Genomic DNA, 13,359 nt, shown 5'->3' on the forward strand with positions numbered 1-13,359 from the left:
GGGAGGCGCGTTCGACCCTGCCCCATGCGTTGGCGTCTGCCATGATCAGATCTCCTTGCGCCGGGCCGGACTGGCGTCGATGTGGGACTGGAACTCGTACTCGGCGCGCTGCCGGTAGGCATGCAGCGCGGCATCGTCGGGCAGATCGGCCAGGCTCTTGCCATAGTTGATCGCCTCCAGCGTATCCAGGGTTGCCCGCACCCCCGGGGAGCTGCTGTATGGCCGGGGCCGCTGCAGCGGGATCACGTCGATGCCGTGTACCAGGAACAGGCAGCCGGGATGGCGGCCTACGTCACTCCAGATCCTTGCGCACAGCGCATCGTCCAGGCTGACATCGCCCTGTGCGTCGGCCTCACCTTCGGCCAGGGTCTCGGCCCAACGTTCCGGCAGCAGGGCGCTGTCACGCTGCTCATCGTCCAGGGCGCGGTGCGTGCGCACGATCCTCCAGGGCTGCCCGCCCAGCGGCGCACCCTGTGGGCCCGGGATGTCCTGCAGCCTGAAAGCAAGCTTCGGAACCTGCCCGTCCGGCGCGCTGGACGGCATGTCCGGCAGGGGACGGGTCAGCTGCGTCGGGCCGACGAAGGTGCGCTGCCCGGCCTGCACGGTCACCGTGCCGGGGCAGACCAGCACCAGGTTGCCATCTTCCAGCGTAACGCTGGCGCCACCGGCGGTGGCGATGTGCAGGGTGCGCGGTGCGGCAAGCTCCACAGCCCCCTGCCCGCTCGCTGCACGCACGGTGCTGCGCGCCTGCAGGTGGATCGTTTCGGACTGGGCACGAATGTCCAGTGCCTCCTGCCCGGCGACGATGGTCAATGCCGCATCACCGGCAAAGCTGCGGCCACTGGCCGCCAGCATGCCCACCGCCTGCGCCGCGTGCAGGCGCGCACCGCCGGCCACGTTGGCATCGGTGTGCCCGCCACTGGACAGTGCCACATTCCGGGCACCGCCCCAGTGCAGTGCCTGCCCGGCCACCATCATCAGACCGGCCTGCCCATGCAGGCCCAGCGTTGGCTGGCCGGTATGCGGAACATCGCCGGGCGCGGGGCGGCCCTCCTCATCGGCGCTGGCCTGCGCATAGGAAAGTCCGGTCACACTGGCCCGGGCAACCCGTTGCAGACCTGCCAGGCCGGTACTGTCCTCCCGTACTGCGTGGCTGTCCAAGCCAGCCGTGCCGTGCATCGTGGCCACGCCATGGCTGGACGCGGCCAGAAGGGCGGCCTGCTGCAGCAGCGCGCCGGCCGCAGCCACCTCGCCTGCGGGTGACAGCGCAGCGTGGCCACGCGCGGTCAACCAGACGCCCCGTTCGGCACGCAGCGCGCCCCACGCGTCAGTGCGCAGTTCCGCGCCTTCTCCGCGCAGGGAACCACGATGGTTGTCAGCCATGTGCAGCAGATGGCCAAGATTCAGCTCGCTGCTGGCGTGGCTGCTGGCCAGCTGCACGCGCAGCTGTGCGTCGGAATCATCGAAGGCCAGCCGGTTGTAACCCGTTCCGGCCCATTCCCGTGACTGGATGCCCCATACCGCCCCGGCATGCCGGTGCTGGTCCTGCCCCGGTGCCATCGCGTGCCAGACAGGCGCATGGCCGCCGGCCGCATTGCCCTGTGCGCTCGGGCGGGAATCGGTGGCATGCCCGAACAGGCCGCCGCTTTCGTCTGCGGCCGCTGCTCCGGCCGGGGTGCGCGCAACGCCCGCCTCGCCACGACCGTTGTACAGCGCGCCCAGCACCAGGGGTTGGTCAATGTTCCCGTCCAGAAAGCCGATCACCACCTCCTGACCGACACGCGGCAGGAACTGTGCACCGACGCCCGGCCCAGCGTAGCGCTGCGCGACCCGCAGCCAACAGGTCGTACCGGCATCTGTGGCGTCCTGAAGATGCAGACGTACCCGTACCCGGCCCAGGTGATCGGCGTACAGAGCGGCATCATCACGGCCATCGCCAGCGATCACCGTAGCGGTCTGATGGCCTGGCGCGAGCGGCCGCGGGTGGATGCGTTCGCCGGTGCCATCGGCCAGCACGGGCCGCCACGGTCGATTCCGATCGACGGCGCGGAAGCGATTGGTATAACCCAGGGGCGCGTTTGTCTCCAGCGCCACGCCGGGCATGGCTGAACCGGCCTCAAGCCAGCCGGCCGGTGCCGCAGCGCGTGGTTGCTCCGCCCCCTGTGTGATCGGCGGCGGATTGCACCCGTAATGCAGCAGTTCGGTCGGCAGCAGGCTCGGCGTCGAACCAGCGCCCGCGGCCAGAACGCGGATGAAGCGACCGACCTGCAGGCTGCGTACGCTGCCTGCCGCCAGCCAGCCTGCACTGCCGGCCTCGTGCGCTTCAGCTGCTCGCCGCGCGCGACGATACCCCTCATCGGCGCCAGCCAGGGCGTGGGTGCCCACCGGCTCATAGACCTCGCGCGGGCTGTGCCCGGCGTCCTGCAGTGGCATCTGCACATGTCGGACGGTGGCCGCAGGGCCATCGTCGGTGACGAGCGAGAGCCGGCTGCTGCCCAGCCGACGCCACCTGCCCAGCTGCTGCAGGGCATCTGCGCGCTCGGTGGCGTCGTCACGGTGGAAACGGATACCGCCGTCTCGGGCCGATTGCGGATTCTCAGGTTGCACGCTGCTGTCGGCGAACAGCACGAGCGTCAATCCGCCGCTGCTGTCGCTCTCGAACGTGCCCGCAATGCCTTCATCGGCCAACAGCCGCTGCACGAACTCAAGGTCCGGCTCCCGATACTGGATGCAGCAGTCGCGCACGGGTGCGGCGGCCAGAGCGGCCAGGGCGTCGTCGCTCCAGCGCCAGCGGGCCAGGGCGCTGTGCGTGCCGAACACGTCCTCGACGATGTCCCGCACGGTCCGCTGCTGATGGACACGGCTGCGCCGCGCATGCCGCAGGAACCACGTCCATGGCACGAGATGCAGCCGGTAGCGCGCCAGACCGCCGTCTGCGCCAAGGAGGTGAGCGGCGGCGATGTAGCCGCAGCGATGGTGGTCCTGGCCATCATCGAGGCAGGTGACCAGCGCGGCGCTCAGTCCCGGCCAGTCAGCGCACGCCAGGCCTGCATCCGGGTGCACGGCATCTACCCAGTAATCGAAACCGTTGACCAGGCTTTCGTGGCCCCACCACTGTTCGACGAACAAGGGAGGCAGGCCCTCAGCCTGCAGCCGATGCAGTTGCCGGTTCGACCCGAGCCCCGCCAGCGGCGCGTGCGCGACTGCCGTATGTGAAACATCCATGACCTCTCCCTGGCCGGGCGCTCCGCCCCGACGCTCAATGCCTGTGAACCTTCCCGTGGCCACCGCTGCTTCCCGGTTTCCGTTCCCCACCCGGTCGTGACGCTTTTTTCACCACCGGCGCAGGAAGCTTGTGGCACAAGCATTGCGAACGTCTATCCACAGGTTCCCGCAGGCCCGATCCACACCCCGTGTGGAAAACCGCGTAGCAGCCCCCGTACTGGCCGTGTGCGCCCCCGCGCGCTACCCTTGTTTCCCCTTGAAGACACTGTGGTGGAAGGCTTCCGCCCCACCTCCAGCAATGAAAAACATCGAGCATCGAGACTTCACCCTGTCGCCGGAAGACAACGCGCGCCTGGCCAACCTGTGCGGCCCGTTCGACGGCCATTTGCGACAGATCGAACTGAAACTCGGCGTGGAGATCGCCAATCGCGGCTTCGTGTTCCGCATCAGTGGACCGAAGGAAGCCAGCGTGGAAGCGCAGAAGCTGATCGAGGCCCTGTACGCCGAAGCCGGCGAGACCACCTTCGACAACCACGCCATCCACCTGCGCCTGGCCCAGGCCAACGTGGAGCAGATCGCCGAACGCTCGTACGAAGCACAGGACGTGGCGATCCGGGTCAAGCGTGGCACCGTGCGCGGTCGCGGCGCCAACCAGGGCCGCTACCTGCACCAGATCGCCACCCATGACATCAACTTCGGCATCGGCCCGGCCGGTACCGGCAAGACCTTCCTGGCCGTGGCCAGCGCGGTGGAAGCGCTGAACGAGTCGCGCGTGCAGCGCCTGATCCTGGTGCGGCCTGCGGTCGAGGCCGGCGAGAAGCTCGGCTTCCTGCCCGGCGACCTGACCCAGAAGGTCGACCCCTACCTGCGGCCGCTGTACGACGCCTTGTACGAAATGATGGGCGTGGAGAAGGTGGTCAAGCTGCTGGAGAAGAACGTCATCGAGATCGCACCGCTGGCGTACATGCGTGGCCGCACGCTCAACGACGCGTTCGTGATCCTGGACGAGGCGCAGAACACCACCATCGAGCAGATGAAGATGTTCCTGACCCGGCTGGGCTTCGGCTCCACCGCCGTGGTCACCGGCGACCTGACCCAGACCGACCTGCCCAAGCACCTGAAATCGGGCCTGCGCGATGCCATCGACGTGCTGCGCGATGTCGAGGGCGTGAGCTTCACCTTCTTCGAATCGCGCGACGTCGTCCGCCATCCGCTGGTGGCCCGCATCGTCAGTGCCTACGACCGCCGCGACCTGCATCAGATCCAACCCGGAGCGACATCATGACCCGTGGTCCCGTACGGCTGGACGTCGCCGTCAGTTACGCCCTGCCCCGCGCCGGACTGCCGGCCGCGGTGAGCTTCCGCAGGTGGGTTGCTGCGGCCCTGAAGGGGCGGATCCGCGAAGCCGACCTGGCGATCCGCGTGGTCGATGCCAAGGAAGGGCAGTCGCTGAACCGCCACTACCGCGGCAAGGACTACGCCACCAACGTGCTCAGCTTCCCGGCCGAAGTGCCCGAAGGCCTGCCCAAGGGCGTGAAGTTCCCGCTGCTGGGCGACCTGGTGATCTGTGCCCCGGTGGTCGAGCGCGAGGCCGGCGAGCAGGGCAAGGCGCTCAACGCCCACTATGCGCACCTCACCGTGCACGGCGTGCTGCACCTGCTCGGCTGGGACCACGAAGACGACAAGGAAGCCGAGGCGATGGAGCAGCTGGAACGCGAGATCCTGGCCGAGCTCGGCATCGCCGACCCCTACGCCGGCGAGCGCTGAGCCCGCCCCCCCCCTGACCGGAAGGCAGCCGAGCCCAGGCTCGGCGCCACCACGGAGTGCCGCTGTGTTCCTGCCCCTGCTGCTTGCTACCTCTGCGTCCGCCGCTCCGCTGGACCTGCCGGCACTGATCGAATGCCGCCAGGACGTGGCCGCCCATGCCGCGCTGGCACCGCTGCTGGCCGACCCGCTGAAAGCGGTCGCCAGCGGCCTGCAACCCCTGCCGCAGGGCAACCGGTTCCTGAGCGAGTACCGTCTGGCGCAGCCCATCACGGTGTTCGGCACCCGCACGGACCGGGTCGCGATGGCCGGTGCCAGCATCATGGCGATCCTCGATGAGGCCGACCCCCGGCCGCTGGCCAGGCGGCTCGGGCTGGAGACCGGATACGACCAGGACGGCAAGTTCATGGCGGGGCGCGAACTGGTCAGCCGTGACGTGACCGACCCGACCACCGGCGAGGCCCAGATCGAGTCGATCATCCTCAGTGTCTCAACGGTGGCCTCCCACCCGGGCCGGACGCTGGCCGGCTGCACCTACAGCCTGGACCTGCCCGAAGCACCGGCGTCCCGGCCTGAACTGGCGCCGCCCCCGATCACCGGCCCCGGCAGCGGGGGGCGCTGACAGGCCGCTACATCCTGCTAGACTGGCGCCAACGCCCGGCATGCCGGGTGCCCTTTTTCCAGAGATGTCTGAAGACGACAGTAGTAGCTCCCTGCAGGAGCACAGTGAAAAGAAGCGCGGCTGGCTGGAACGCCTGACGTCCGCGTTCTCCGGCGAACCCCATACCCGCGACGAGCTGGTCGCTGTCCTGCACACCGCGCAGGAAGAGGGTCTGATCGCCGCCGATACCCTGAAGATGATGGAAGGCGCCATTTCGGTGGCCGAGCTGACCGTGGGCGACGTGATGATCTCGCGTTCGCAGATGGTCTCGCTGCCGGTCGAAGCGCCCTTCCTGGAACTGATGAAGCAGGTGGTCGAGTCCGGCCATTCGCGCTTCCCGGTGCATGGCGAGAACAAGGACGACATCCTCGGCATCCTGCTGGCCAAGGACCTGCTGCGCGGCGTGGTTGCCGACCACGGCCCGGCCAACGTGCGCGAACTGCTGCGCCCGGCGGTGCTGATTCCTGAAGCGAAGAAGCTCAACGTGCTGCTGAAGGAGTTCCGCCTGTCGCGCAACCACATGGCCATCGTGGTCGACGAGTACGGCGGCGTCGCCGGCCTGGTCACCATCGAGGACGTGCTGGAACAGATCGTCGGCGACATCGATGACGAGCACGACGAAGCCGAGGATCCGTCGGCACAGATCGCGATCCAGGCCGACGGCCAGTACGTGGTCGATGCCCTGACCCCGATCGGGGATTTCAACGAGCGCTTCGGTGCCGCGTTCTCCGACGAGGACTACGACACCATCGGCGGCCTGGTCACGGAAGCGGTCGGTCACCTTCCGGAGATCGGAGACGAACTGGCGCTGGACCGCTTCATGTTCCGCGTCGCGCGTGCCGATGCGCGCCGGGTACAGGCCTTCCACGTGACGGTGCTGCCACCGGACGCGCAGGACGACGCTTGAAGCGGCGCGGGCTGATCCTCACCCTGTGGCTGGCACTGTGCATGCTGGCCACGGCCGTGCCTGCCATCGCCTTCGCGCAGGCCACGGCTGCGGTCGCCGGGCCCCCGGCGCCGCGCATCGGCGTGGTGACGATGCAGCCCGGCACGGTGTTCTTCGAGCGTTTCGGCCACGACGCCATCGTGGTGCTCGATCCGGCCAGTGGTGAGGCAACGTCGTACAATTTCGGCTACTTCGATCCGTCCGAGGATGACTTCATCGGTCGTTTCGTGCGTGGCGACATGATGTATTACCTGGTGGCGCTGCCCCTTCAGCAGGACCTGTCGTACTACGACGAGACCGGCCGCGGAGCGAGCGTGCAGTGGCTGGATCTGCGCCCGGACCAGGCGCGCGCGCTGGCCGCCGACCTGGCCGAGCGGGCCAGGCCGGAGAACGCGCGCTACCACTACGACTACTACACCGCCAACTGCGCGACGATGGTGCGTGACACGCTGGACAAGGCGCTGGGTGGCGGGCTGCATGCTCAGCTGTCCGGACGCTCGCGCGGCAATACCTACCGCAGCGAATCGGTCCGCCTGGCCTCGCCCGCGCCGTGGATGTGGCTGGGCTTCGACGTGGGCCTGGGCCCGTTCGCCGATCAGCCGCTGTCACGCTGGCAGGAAGCGTTCGTGCCGATGCGCCTGGCCGATGCCCTGCGCCAGGCGCGCAACAGCGACGGTCGTCCGCTGGTGCAGTCCGAGCAGGAACTGCTGCCGCACCGCATCGATCCGGAGCCCAAGGAATTCCCGCGCCGCTGGTGGCCGTGGCTGCTGTGCGGCCTGGCCATCGCTGCCGGCGTGCTGGCATTGCGCAACCGGCCGCGCCTGCTGGCCGGACTGGGACTGCCGTTATGGCTGCTGTGTGCCGTCGCAGGTGGCCTGCTGGTGTTCCTCTGGGGTTTCAGCACCCATTACGCCGCCTGGGCCAACCGCAACCTGCTGCTGCTTTCGCCATTGTGCGTGCTGCTGCTGCCGGGCGCGGTCCGGCTGCTGCGCCGTCGCCCGCCTGGCCGCATGTTCACGGTCGTGCTGTGGCTGGTGGCACTGCAGGCCCTGGCAGCGCTCGTCCTGCACTGGCTGAGCCTGCAGCCGCAGTACAACGTGCAATGGATCGTGCTGCTGCTGCCGATCCATGCGGCCCTGGCCTGGGTGCTGGGGCGCGATCGTCACTTGTCGGATACGCGGCACTGACGCACGATGGCGGGCATGTCATTGCCCGCCTCCGCTGCCGCACCTGCTTCGGCCAATCCCGCCTGCGTCATCAACTGTGTCCACTACGATGAGCAGGGCGTCCGCCATGACATCAGCCTGGACGCCATCAGCGACGTCATCGCCAGCGGCAACGGCTTCGTCTGGGTCGGCCTGTTCGACCCCAATGAAGACGTGCTGCTGAAGCTGCAGGAGGAGTTCTGCCTGCACGACCTGGCGATCGAGGACGCGCGCAATGCGCACCAGCGGCCGAAGGTGGAAGCCTACGGCAACTCGCTGTTCGTGGTGATGACCACCGCGCAGATGGTCGATGAGCGCATCCAGTACGGTGAAACCCACGCCTTCCTCGGGCCGCGTTTCCTGGTGACCGTGCGCCACGGCGCTTCGCTGTCGTATGCGCCAGTGCGTGCCCGGGTGGAACGCGAGCCGCAGCTGCTGAAGATGGGTCCGTCGTATTGCCTGTACGCCGTCACCGACTTCGTGGTCGACAACTACCTGCCGATCACCAACCGCTTCCGCGACACGCTGGAGCTGCTGGAGAAGGACATCTTCGCCGAGAGCTACAAGCGCAGCACCGTGGTGCGCCTGTACGAGCTCAAGCGCGAGTTGAACAAGATGCGGATGGCCGTGGCCCCCTTGCAGGACGTGCTGGCGCAGCTGCGCCGCTACCAGGGCGAATTGATTCCGGACGAAGTGAAGCTCTACGTCCGCGACGTGCATGACCATGCGGTGCGCATCAGCGACGTGATCGATACCCTGCGCGAGATGCTGGGTACCGCACTGAGCGTGAACCTCTCGCTGGTGACGCTGGCGCAGGGCGAAACCGTGAAGCGGCTGGGTGCGTGGGCGGCCCTGCTGGCGGCGCCGACACTGATCACCAGCTGGTACGGCATGAACTTCAGTCACATGCCGGAGTTGAGCCAGCCGTGGGCGTACCCGCTGATGATCGTCGGCGTGGGCGGTGTCTGCGTGGGCCTGTACCGGTTGTTCAAGCGCGCGCGGTGGTTGTAGAGCCGAGCCCAGGCTCGGGCTCGGCTGCTTCTTTACCGTGGCACACGGAATGCACCATCAGGCCACGTAGACAGTCTTGATGTTCATGAACTCATGGATGCCATGGTCCGCCAGTTCGCGGCCGAAGCCTGACTGTTTGCTGCCGCCGAACGGCAGCCGCGCGTCGCTCTTGACGATGGCGTTGACGAAGGCCGCACCGCATTCCATGCGCTGGGCGAAGGACTCGCCACGCACCGGGTCACCGGTCCAGACACTACCGCCCAGCCCGAAGCGGGTGTCGTTGGCCACGCGCAGCGCTTCCTCTTCATCCTTGACCCGGATCACCGCCGCCACCGGCCCAAACAGTTCCTCGTCGTAGGCGGGCATGCCCGGCCCGACCTGGTCCAGCACGGTGGCCGGATAGCCGGCATGCGTGCCCGCGATCGGCTCGCCGCCCAGCAGCACCCGCGCCCCCTTGGCCACACTCGCCTGCACCTGTTTGTGCAGCTCGTCGCGCAGGTCCGCGCGGGCCATCGGTGCCAGCGTGGTCTCGCGCTCGCTGGGGTCGCCATACCGGCGCTGACCGGCCGCCTCGACGAAGCGACGGGTGAACTCATCGGCCACGCGCTCCACCACGATGAAGCGCTTGGCAGCAATACAGGTCTGCCCACTGTTGTCGAAGCGTGACTTCACTGCAGCCGCCACGGTCTTGTCGAGGTCGGCATCATCCAGCACCACGAAGGCGTCGCTGCCCCCCAGCTCCATCACCGACTTCTTCAGCTGGCTGCCCGCATTGGACGCGATCGAACGCCCGGCGCGTTCGCTGCCGGTCAGCGTCACCGCCTTCACCCGCGCATCGCGCAGCACCTCGGCCGCCTGGTCGTTGTCGATGTGCAGAACGTCGAACACACCGGCCGGCAGGCCACCGTCGCGGCACACCGCCAGGATCAGGTCCGCACACTGGGGCACGTTGCTGGCGTGCTTGAGCAGCGCCACGTTGCCGGCCATGAAGGCAGGGGCAAGGAAGCGGAACACCTGCCAGACCGGGAAGTTCCATGGCATCACCGCGAACACGCAGCCGATCGGCTCGTAGCGCACGTAGCTGCGCTGTGCCTCGGTGTCGATCAGCTGGGGCTTGAGGTAGTCGGCGGCGTGATCGGCGTAGTACTCGCAGGCCGCCGCGCATTTGTCGACCTCGGCCAATGCCTCGGCCTTCAGCTTGCCCATCTCGTGCGTCATCGCCTGCTGCAGCTCGTCACGCCGCGTGCGCAGCTGCGCGGCGATCCCTCGCAGGATGGCACCCCGCTCCTGCAGCGAACGTGCGGCCCAGCCCGGGAATGCGTCGGCCGCGGCCTGCAGACGCTGCTCGACGTCGGCAGCGCCCATCAGTTCATGGCGGTAGGTCACCTGGCCGGTGGTGGGATCGATGATCTCGACAGTCATGGGGGATCTCCTTCAGGCAGATCCCCAGTGTGCGCCCTTGCCCGTGAGCCGCGCGTTGCCGGATCAGCCGTTGTCCTGCCGGGCCAGCTGCAGGTCGCGCTGGCGCCGCTTCTCGGCGCGCGCGTTGATGTACCAGCCGATCACCGCCGCGATCGACACTGCCGATACCAGCAGCGTGGCCAGCGCATTGATCTTCGGGCTGATGCCCATGCGGACCGAGGCGAAGACCTTCATCGGCAGTGTTGTCGAGCCCGGCGTGGCGACGAAGCTGGCCACCACCACGTCATCCAGCGACAGCGTGAAGGCCAGCAGCCAGCCCGCCACCAGTGCCGGTGCGATGATCGGCAGCGTGATGCGGGTGAACACGGTCAGCCGGCTGGCCCCCAGGTCCATCGCCGCTTCTTCCAGCGACAGGTCCATTTCCTGCAGGCGCGAAGACACCACTACGGTGACGAAGCACAGGGTGAAGGTGACGTGGGCGATCCAGATCGTCGCCAGTCCACGCGCCGGGAAGCCCGGAATGGCACCCATCGAGGCCAGCAGCGCCATCAGCGAGAAACCCAGGATCACGTCCGGCATCACCAGCGGCGCGGTGACCAGCGCGCCGAACAGCGGCTTGCCGCGGAAACGCTTGAATCGGGTCATCACCATGGCCGCCAGCGTACCGAGCACCGTGGCGGTGCAGGCGGTCCAGAACGCCACCACCAAGCTGGTCCACATCGCGTCCATCAGTGCACGATCGGCGAACAGATCGCTGTAGGCGCGGGTGGAGAAGCCCGCCCACACCATCGCCAGCCGCGAACTGTTGAACGAATAGAACATCAACAGCAGGATCGGCAGGTACAGGAAGGCGAAGCCGAGCAGCAGCACGCCCAGACCCAGGCCCTTGGCGGTACGCGGGCTCATGCCTGCTTCCCTTCCAGCAGGCGCTGCTGGGAACGGTTGAACAGCAGGATCGGCACCAGCAGCAGCAAGATCATCGCCACCGCCATCGCCGAGGCGCCCGGCCAGTTGCGGTTGTTGAAGAACTCGTTCCACAGCTGCCGGCCAACCATCAACGTCTCCGATCCGCCGAGCATCTCAGGGATGACGAACTCGCCGACCGCCGGAATCATCACCAGCATGCAGCCGGCGATGATGCCGGCCCTGGACAGCGGCAGGGTGATGCGCAGGAAGGCCTGCCACGGCTTCGCACCGAGATCGTAGGCCGCCTCCAGCAGGCGGTGGTCATGCTTGACCAGGTTGGCGTACAGCGGCAGCACCATGAATGGCAGATAGCAGTAGACGATACCGATATAGGCCGCGGTCGGCGTATCGATCAGCTGCAGCCTGGGCAGCCCCAGGCCGGTCATCAGCGTCTGCAGACCGGTGAACTGCAGGAACTGGTCGAGCAGGCCGTTGCGGTCCAGGATCGCCTTCCACGCGTACACGCGGATCAGGAACGAGGTCCACGACGGCAACACCACCAGCATCATCGCCACGTTGCGCGCCGCCGGCGACAGCCGGGCGATGGCATAGGCCATCGGGTAGCCGATCAGCAGGGTCAGGAAGGTGGAGATCGCTGCGATCTTGATGGAACTCAGGAACGCCTGGGCGTAGATCGAATCGCGGAACAGCGCCAGATAGTTCTCGAGGTTGAGCTTGAGCGAGAACCCGCCGTCCACGTACTGCAGCAGCCAGGTGTACGGCGGCGAGCCGACACGGCTGTGCGAGAAGCTGATCATCAACACGATCAGGAAGGGCACTGCGAAGAACAGCAGCAGCCACAGATACGGGACACCGATCACCGTGGCACGCAGTCCCGGCAGCCAGCGCTTCAGCCCGGCGACGCTCATGAGGTCAGCACCACGCCGTCGTTGTCGCGCCAGTGCACCCACACGCTGTCACCCCAGGTCAGGCCATCGCTGGCCCAGCGCTGCGAATTGGCGAAGTTGGCCAGCACCTTGGCTCCACTGGGAAGGCGCACGTGGTAGACCGAGTGACTGCCGAAGTAGGCGATGTCCTCGATCACACCCTGTGCCTTGTTGGTGTGCCCTTCCGGCTCGTCCTTGCCGATCATCACCTTCTCCGGGCGCAGCGCGAATGCGACCGGCTGCCCTTCATAGCCAGTGATGCCATGGGCGATGTAGATCGGCGCCGGGAACAGCGGCGATCGTACGGTCACATACTCCGGCAGGTCCTCGTCGATCACGCCGTCGAACAGGTTCACCGAGCCGATGAACTCGGCGACGAACCGGTTGGCCGGCTGCTCGTACACTTCGTCCGGCTTGCCGACCTGCTGGATCCAGCCCGCATCCATCACCGCGATGCGGGTGGCCATGGTCATCGCTTCTTCCTGGTCGTGGGTGACCATCACGCAGGTCACGCCCGACGATTCGATGATGCTGACCAGTTCCAGCTGCATCTGCGAGCGCAGCTTCTTGTCCAGCGCACCCATCGGCTCATCCAGCAGCAGCAGCTTGGGGCCCTTGGCCAGCGAGCGTGCCAGCGCCACGCGCTGCTGCTGGCCGCCGGACAGCTGATGCGGCTTGCGCTTGCCGAGGTGGCCCATCTGCACCAGCTCCAGCATTTCGCCGACGCGCCTGCCGATCGCGTCCTTGCCCAGCCCGTCCTGCTTGAGGCCGAATGCGATGTTCTGCTCGACCGTCATGTGCGGGAACAGCGCGTAGGACTGGAACATCATGTTGACCGGCCGCTGATAGGGCGGCAACGCGTCCAGACGCTGGCCATCGAGGGTGATGCTGCCCTTGGTGGGTGTCTCGAAGCCGCCCAGGCAGCGCAGCAGGGTCGATTTGCCACTGCCGGAGCCGCCCAGCAGGGCAAAGATCTCGCCCTTGCGCACGTCCAGATTGACGTCGTCGACGGCGACGAAACCGTCGAATTCCTTGCGCAGGTCGCGAATGGAGAGATAGCCGGGCGCACTCACCGTATCAACGGCGGCGGCTTCCGGCTGGGCTTCAACGGGCATGGGGGCTCCGGGAGCGGGCGGTGGACAGCGGGCGCCATTCTACCGGCCAGGGGGCGATGACGGTATGACGGGGTATGGCGGGCGGCCGTTGCCCGCCGGGCATGGCCCGGCGCTACCCGCATTGCCTGGCTCCGGTAGCGCCCGGCCATACCCAGGC

At 67.5% G+C, this 13,359-nt stretch carries 11 protein-coding genes; 6 read left to right on the top strand and 5 right to left on the bottom strand.

Annotation, left to right across the window (positions count from 1 at the left end; translation table 11 throughout):
• Positions 1 to 45 precede the first annotated feature (45 nt).
• A complete protein-coding gene (locus ACVOKU_RS00660) occupies positions 46 to 3,225 on the bottom strand; it encodes a type VI secretion system Vgr family protein (protein WP_481558777.1) in 3,180 nt (1,059 codons plus the stop codon).
• A gap of 298 nt (positions 3,226 to 3,523) precedes the next feature.
• Here ACVOKU_RS00660 and ACVOKU_RS00665 point away from each other — a divergent pair, with 298 nt between their 5' ends.
• The 6 genes from ACVOKU_RS00665 to ACVOKU_RS00690 all read left to right on the top strand — a co-directional run bounded on the left by ACVOKU_RS00665 (position 3,524) and on the right by ACVOKU_RS00690 (position 8,812).
• A complete protein-coding gene (locus ACVOKU_RS00665) occupies positions 3,524 to 4,510 on the top strand; it encodes a PhoH family protein (protein ID WP_053516587.1) in 987 nt (328 codons plus the stop codon).
• Positions 4,507 to 4,992, top strand: a complete 486-nt coding sequence (gene ybeY / locus ACVOKU_RS00670) for an rRNA maturation RNase YbeY (RefSeq protein WP_053516586.1) — start codon at positions 4,507 to 4,509, stop codon at positions 4,990 to 4,992. Before ACVOKU_RS00665 ends, ybeY begins: the two co-directional genes overlap by 4 nt.
• 64 nt (positions 4,993 to 5,056) lie before the next feature.
• A complete protein-coding gene (locus tag ACVOKU_RS00675) occupies positions 5,057 to 5,611 on the top strand; it encodes a hypothetical protein (protein ID WP_053516584.1) in 555 nt (184 codons plus the stop codon).
• A gap of 64 nt (positions 5,612 to 5,675) precedes the next feature.
• A complete protein-coding gene (locus tag ACVOKU_RS00680; protein ID WP_128987872.1) occupies positions 5,676 to 6,557 on the top strand; it encodes an HlyC/CorC family transporter in 882 nt (293 codons plus the stop codon).
• On the top strand, positions 6,554 to 7,783 hold the full coding sequence (locus ACVOKU_RS00685; protein ID WP_481558778.1) for a lipoprotein N-acyltransferase Lnb domain-containing protein: 1,230 nt from the start codon (positions 6,554 to 6,556) through the stop codon (positions 7,781 to 7,783). Before ACVOKU_RS00680 ends, ACVOKU_RS00685 begins: the two co-directional genes overlap by 4 nt.
• A 6-nt stretch (positions 7,784 to 7,789) precedes the next feature.
• Positions 7,790 to 8,812, top strand: coding sequence for a magnesium and cobalt transport protein CorA (locus ACVOKU_RS00690; RefSeq protein WP_053516581.1), 1,023 nt, complete (start codon positions 7,790 to 7,792; stop codon positions 8,810 to 8,812).
• A gap of 57 nt (positions 8,813 to 8,869) precedes the next feature.
• Here ACVOKU_RS00690 and ACVOKU_RS00695 read toward each other — a convergent pair whose 3' ends face one another.
• From ACVOKU_RS00695 to ACVOKU_RS00710, 4 genes are all read right to left on the bottom strand, one after another.
• Complete coding sequence (locus ACVOKU_RS00695) at positions 8,870 to 10,234, bottom strand: NAD-dependent succinate-semialdehyde dehydrogenase (RefSeq protein ID WP_481558779.1); 1,365 nt, start codon at positions 10,232 to 10,234, stop codon at positions 8,870 to 8,872.
• Positions 10,235 to 10,297: 63 nt separating this feature from the next.
• On the bottom strand, positions 10,298 to 11,140 hold the full coding sequence (locus tag ACVOKU_RS00700) for an ABC transporter permease subunit (protein ID WP_005415928.1): 843 nt from the start codon (positions 11,138 to 11,140) through the stop codon (positions 10,298 to 10,300).
• Positions 11,137 to 12,069, bottom strand: coding sequence for an ABC transporter permease subunit (locus tag ACVOKU_RS00705; protein WP_481558780.1), 933 nt, complete (start codon positions 12,067 to 12,069; stop codon positions 11,137 to 11,139). Before ACVOKU_RS00705 ends, ACVOKU_RS00700 begins: the two co-directional genes overlap by 4 nt.
• Complete coding sequence (locus ACVOKU_RS00710) at positions 12,066 to 13,202, bottom strand: ABC transporter ATP-binding protein (RefSeq protein WP_065176213.1); 1,137 nt, start codon at positions 13,200 to 13,202, stop codon at positions 12,066 to 12,068. Before ACVOKU_RS00710 ends, ACVOKU_RS00705 begins: the two co-directional genes overlap by 4 nt.
• Positions 13,203 to 13,359 lie beyond the last annotated feature (157 nt).

The organism is Stenotrophomonas sp. STEN147, assembly GCF_056757995.1.

Bases quoted from the DNA above. Each gene is read 5' to 3' on its own strand.
- ACVOKU_RS00660 (WP_481558777.1), bottom strand. From the start codon at position 3,225: ATGGATGTTTCACATACGGCAGTCGCGCACGCGCCGCTGGCGGGGCTC.
- ACVOKU_RS00665 (WP_053516587.1), top strand. From the start codon at position 3,524: ATGAAAAACATCGAGCATCGAGACTTCACCCTGTCGCCGGAAGACAAC.
- ybeY (WP_053516586.1), top strand. From the start codon at position 4,507: ATGACCCGTGGTCCCGTACGGCTGGACGTCGCCGTCAGTTACGCCCTG.
- ACVOKU_RS00680 (WP_128987872.1), top strand. From the start codon at position 5,676: ATGTCTGAAGACGACAGTAGTAGCTCCCTGCAGGAGCACAGTGAAAAG.
- ACVOKU_RS00690 (WP_053516581.1), top strand. From the start codon at position 7,790: ATGGCGGGCATGTCATTGCCCGCCTCCGCTGCCGCACCTGCTTCGGCC.
- ACVOKU_RS00695 (WP_481558779.1), bottom strand. From the start codon at position 10,234: ATGACTGTCGAGATCATCGATCCCACCACCGGCCAGGTGACCTACCGC.
- ACVOKU_RS00700 (WP_005415928.1), bottom strand. From the start codon at position 11,140: ATGAGCCCGCGTACCGCCAAGGGCCTGGGTCTGGGCGTGCTGCTGCTC.
- ACVOKU_RS00705 (WP_481558780.1), bottom strand. From the start codon at position 12,069: ATGAGCGTCGCCGGGCTGAAGCGCTGGCTGCCGGGACTGCGTGCCACG.
- ACVOKU_RS00710 (WP_065176213.1), bottom strand. From the start codon at position 13,202: ATGCCCGTTGAAGCCCAGCCGGAAGCCGCCGCCGTTGATACGGTGAGT.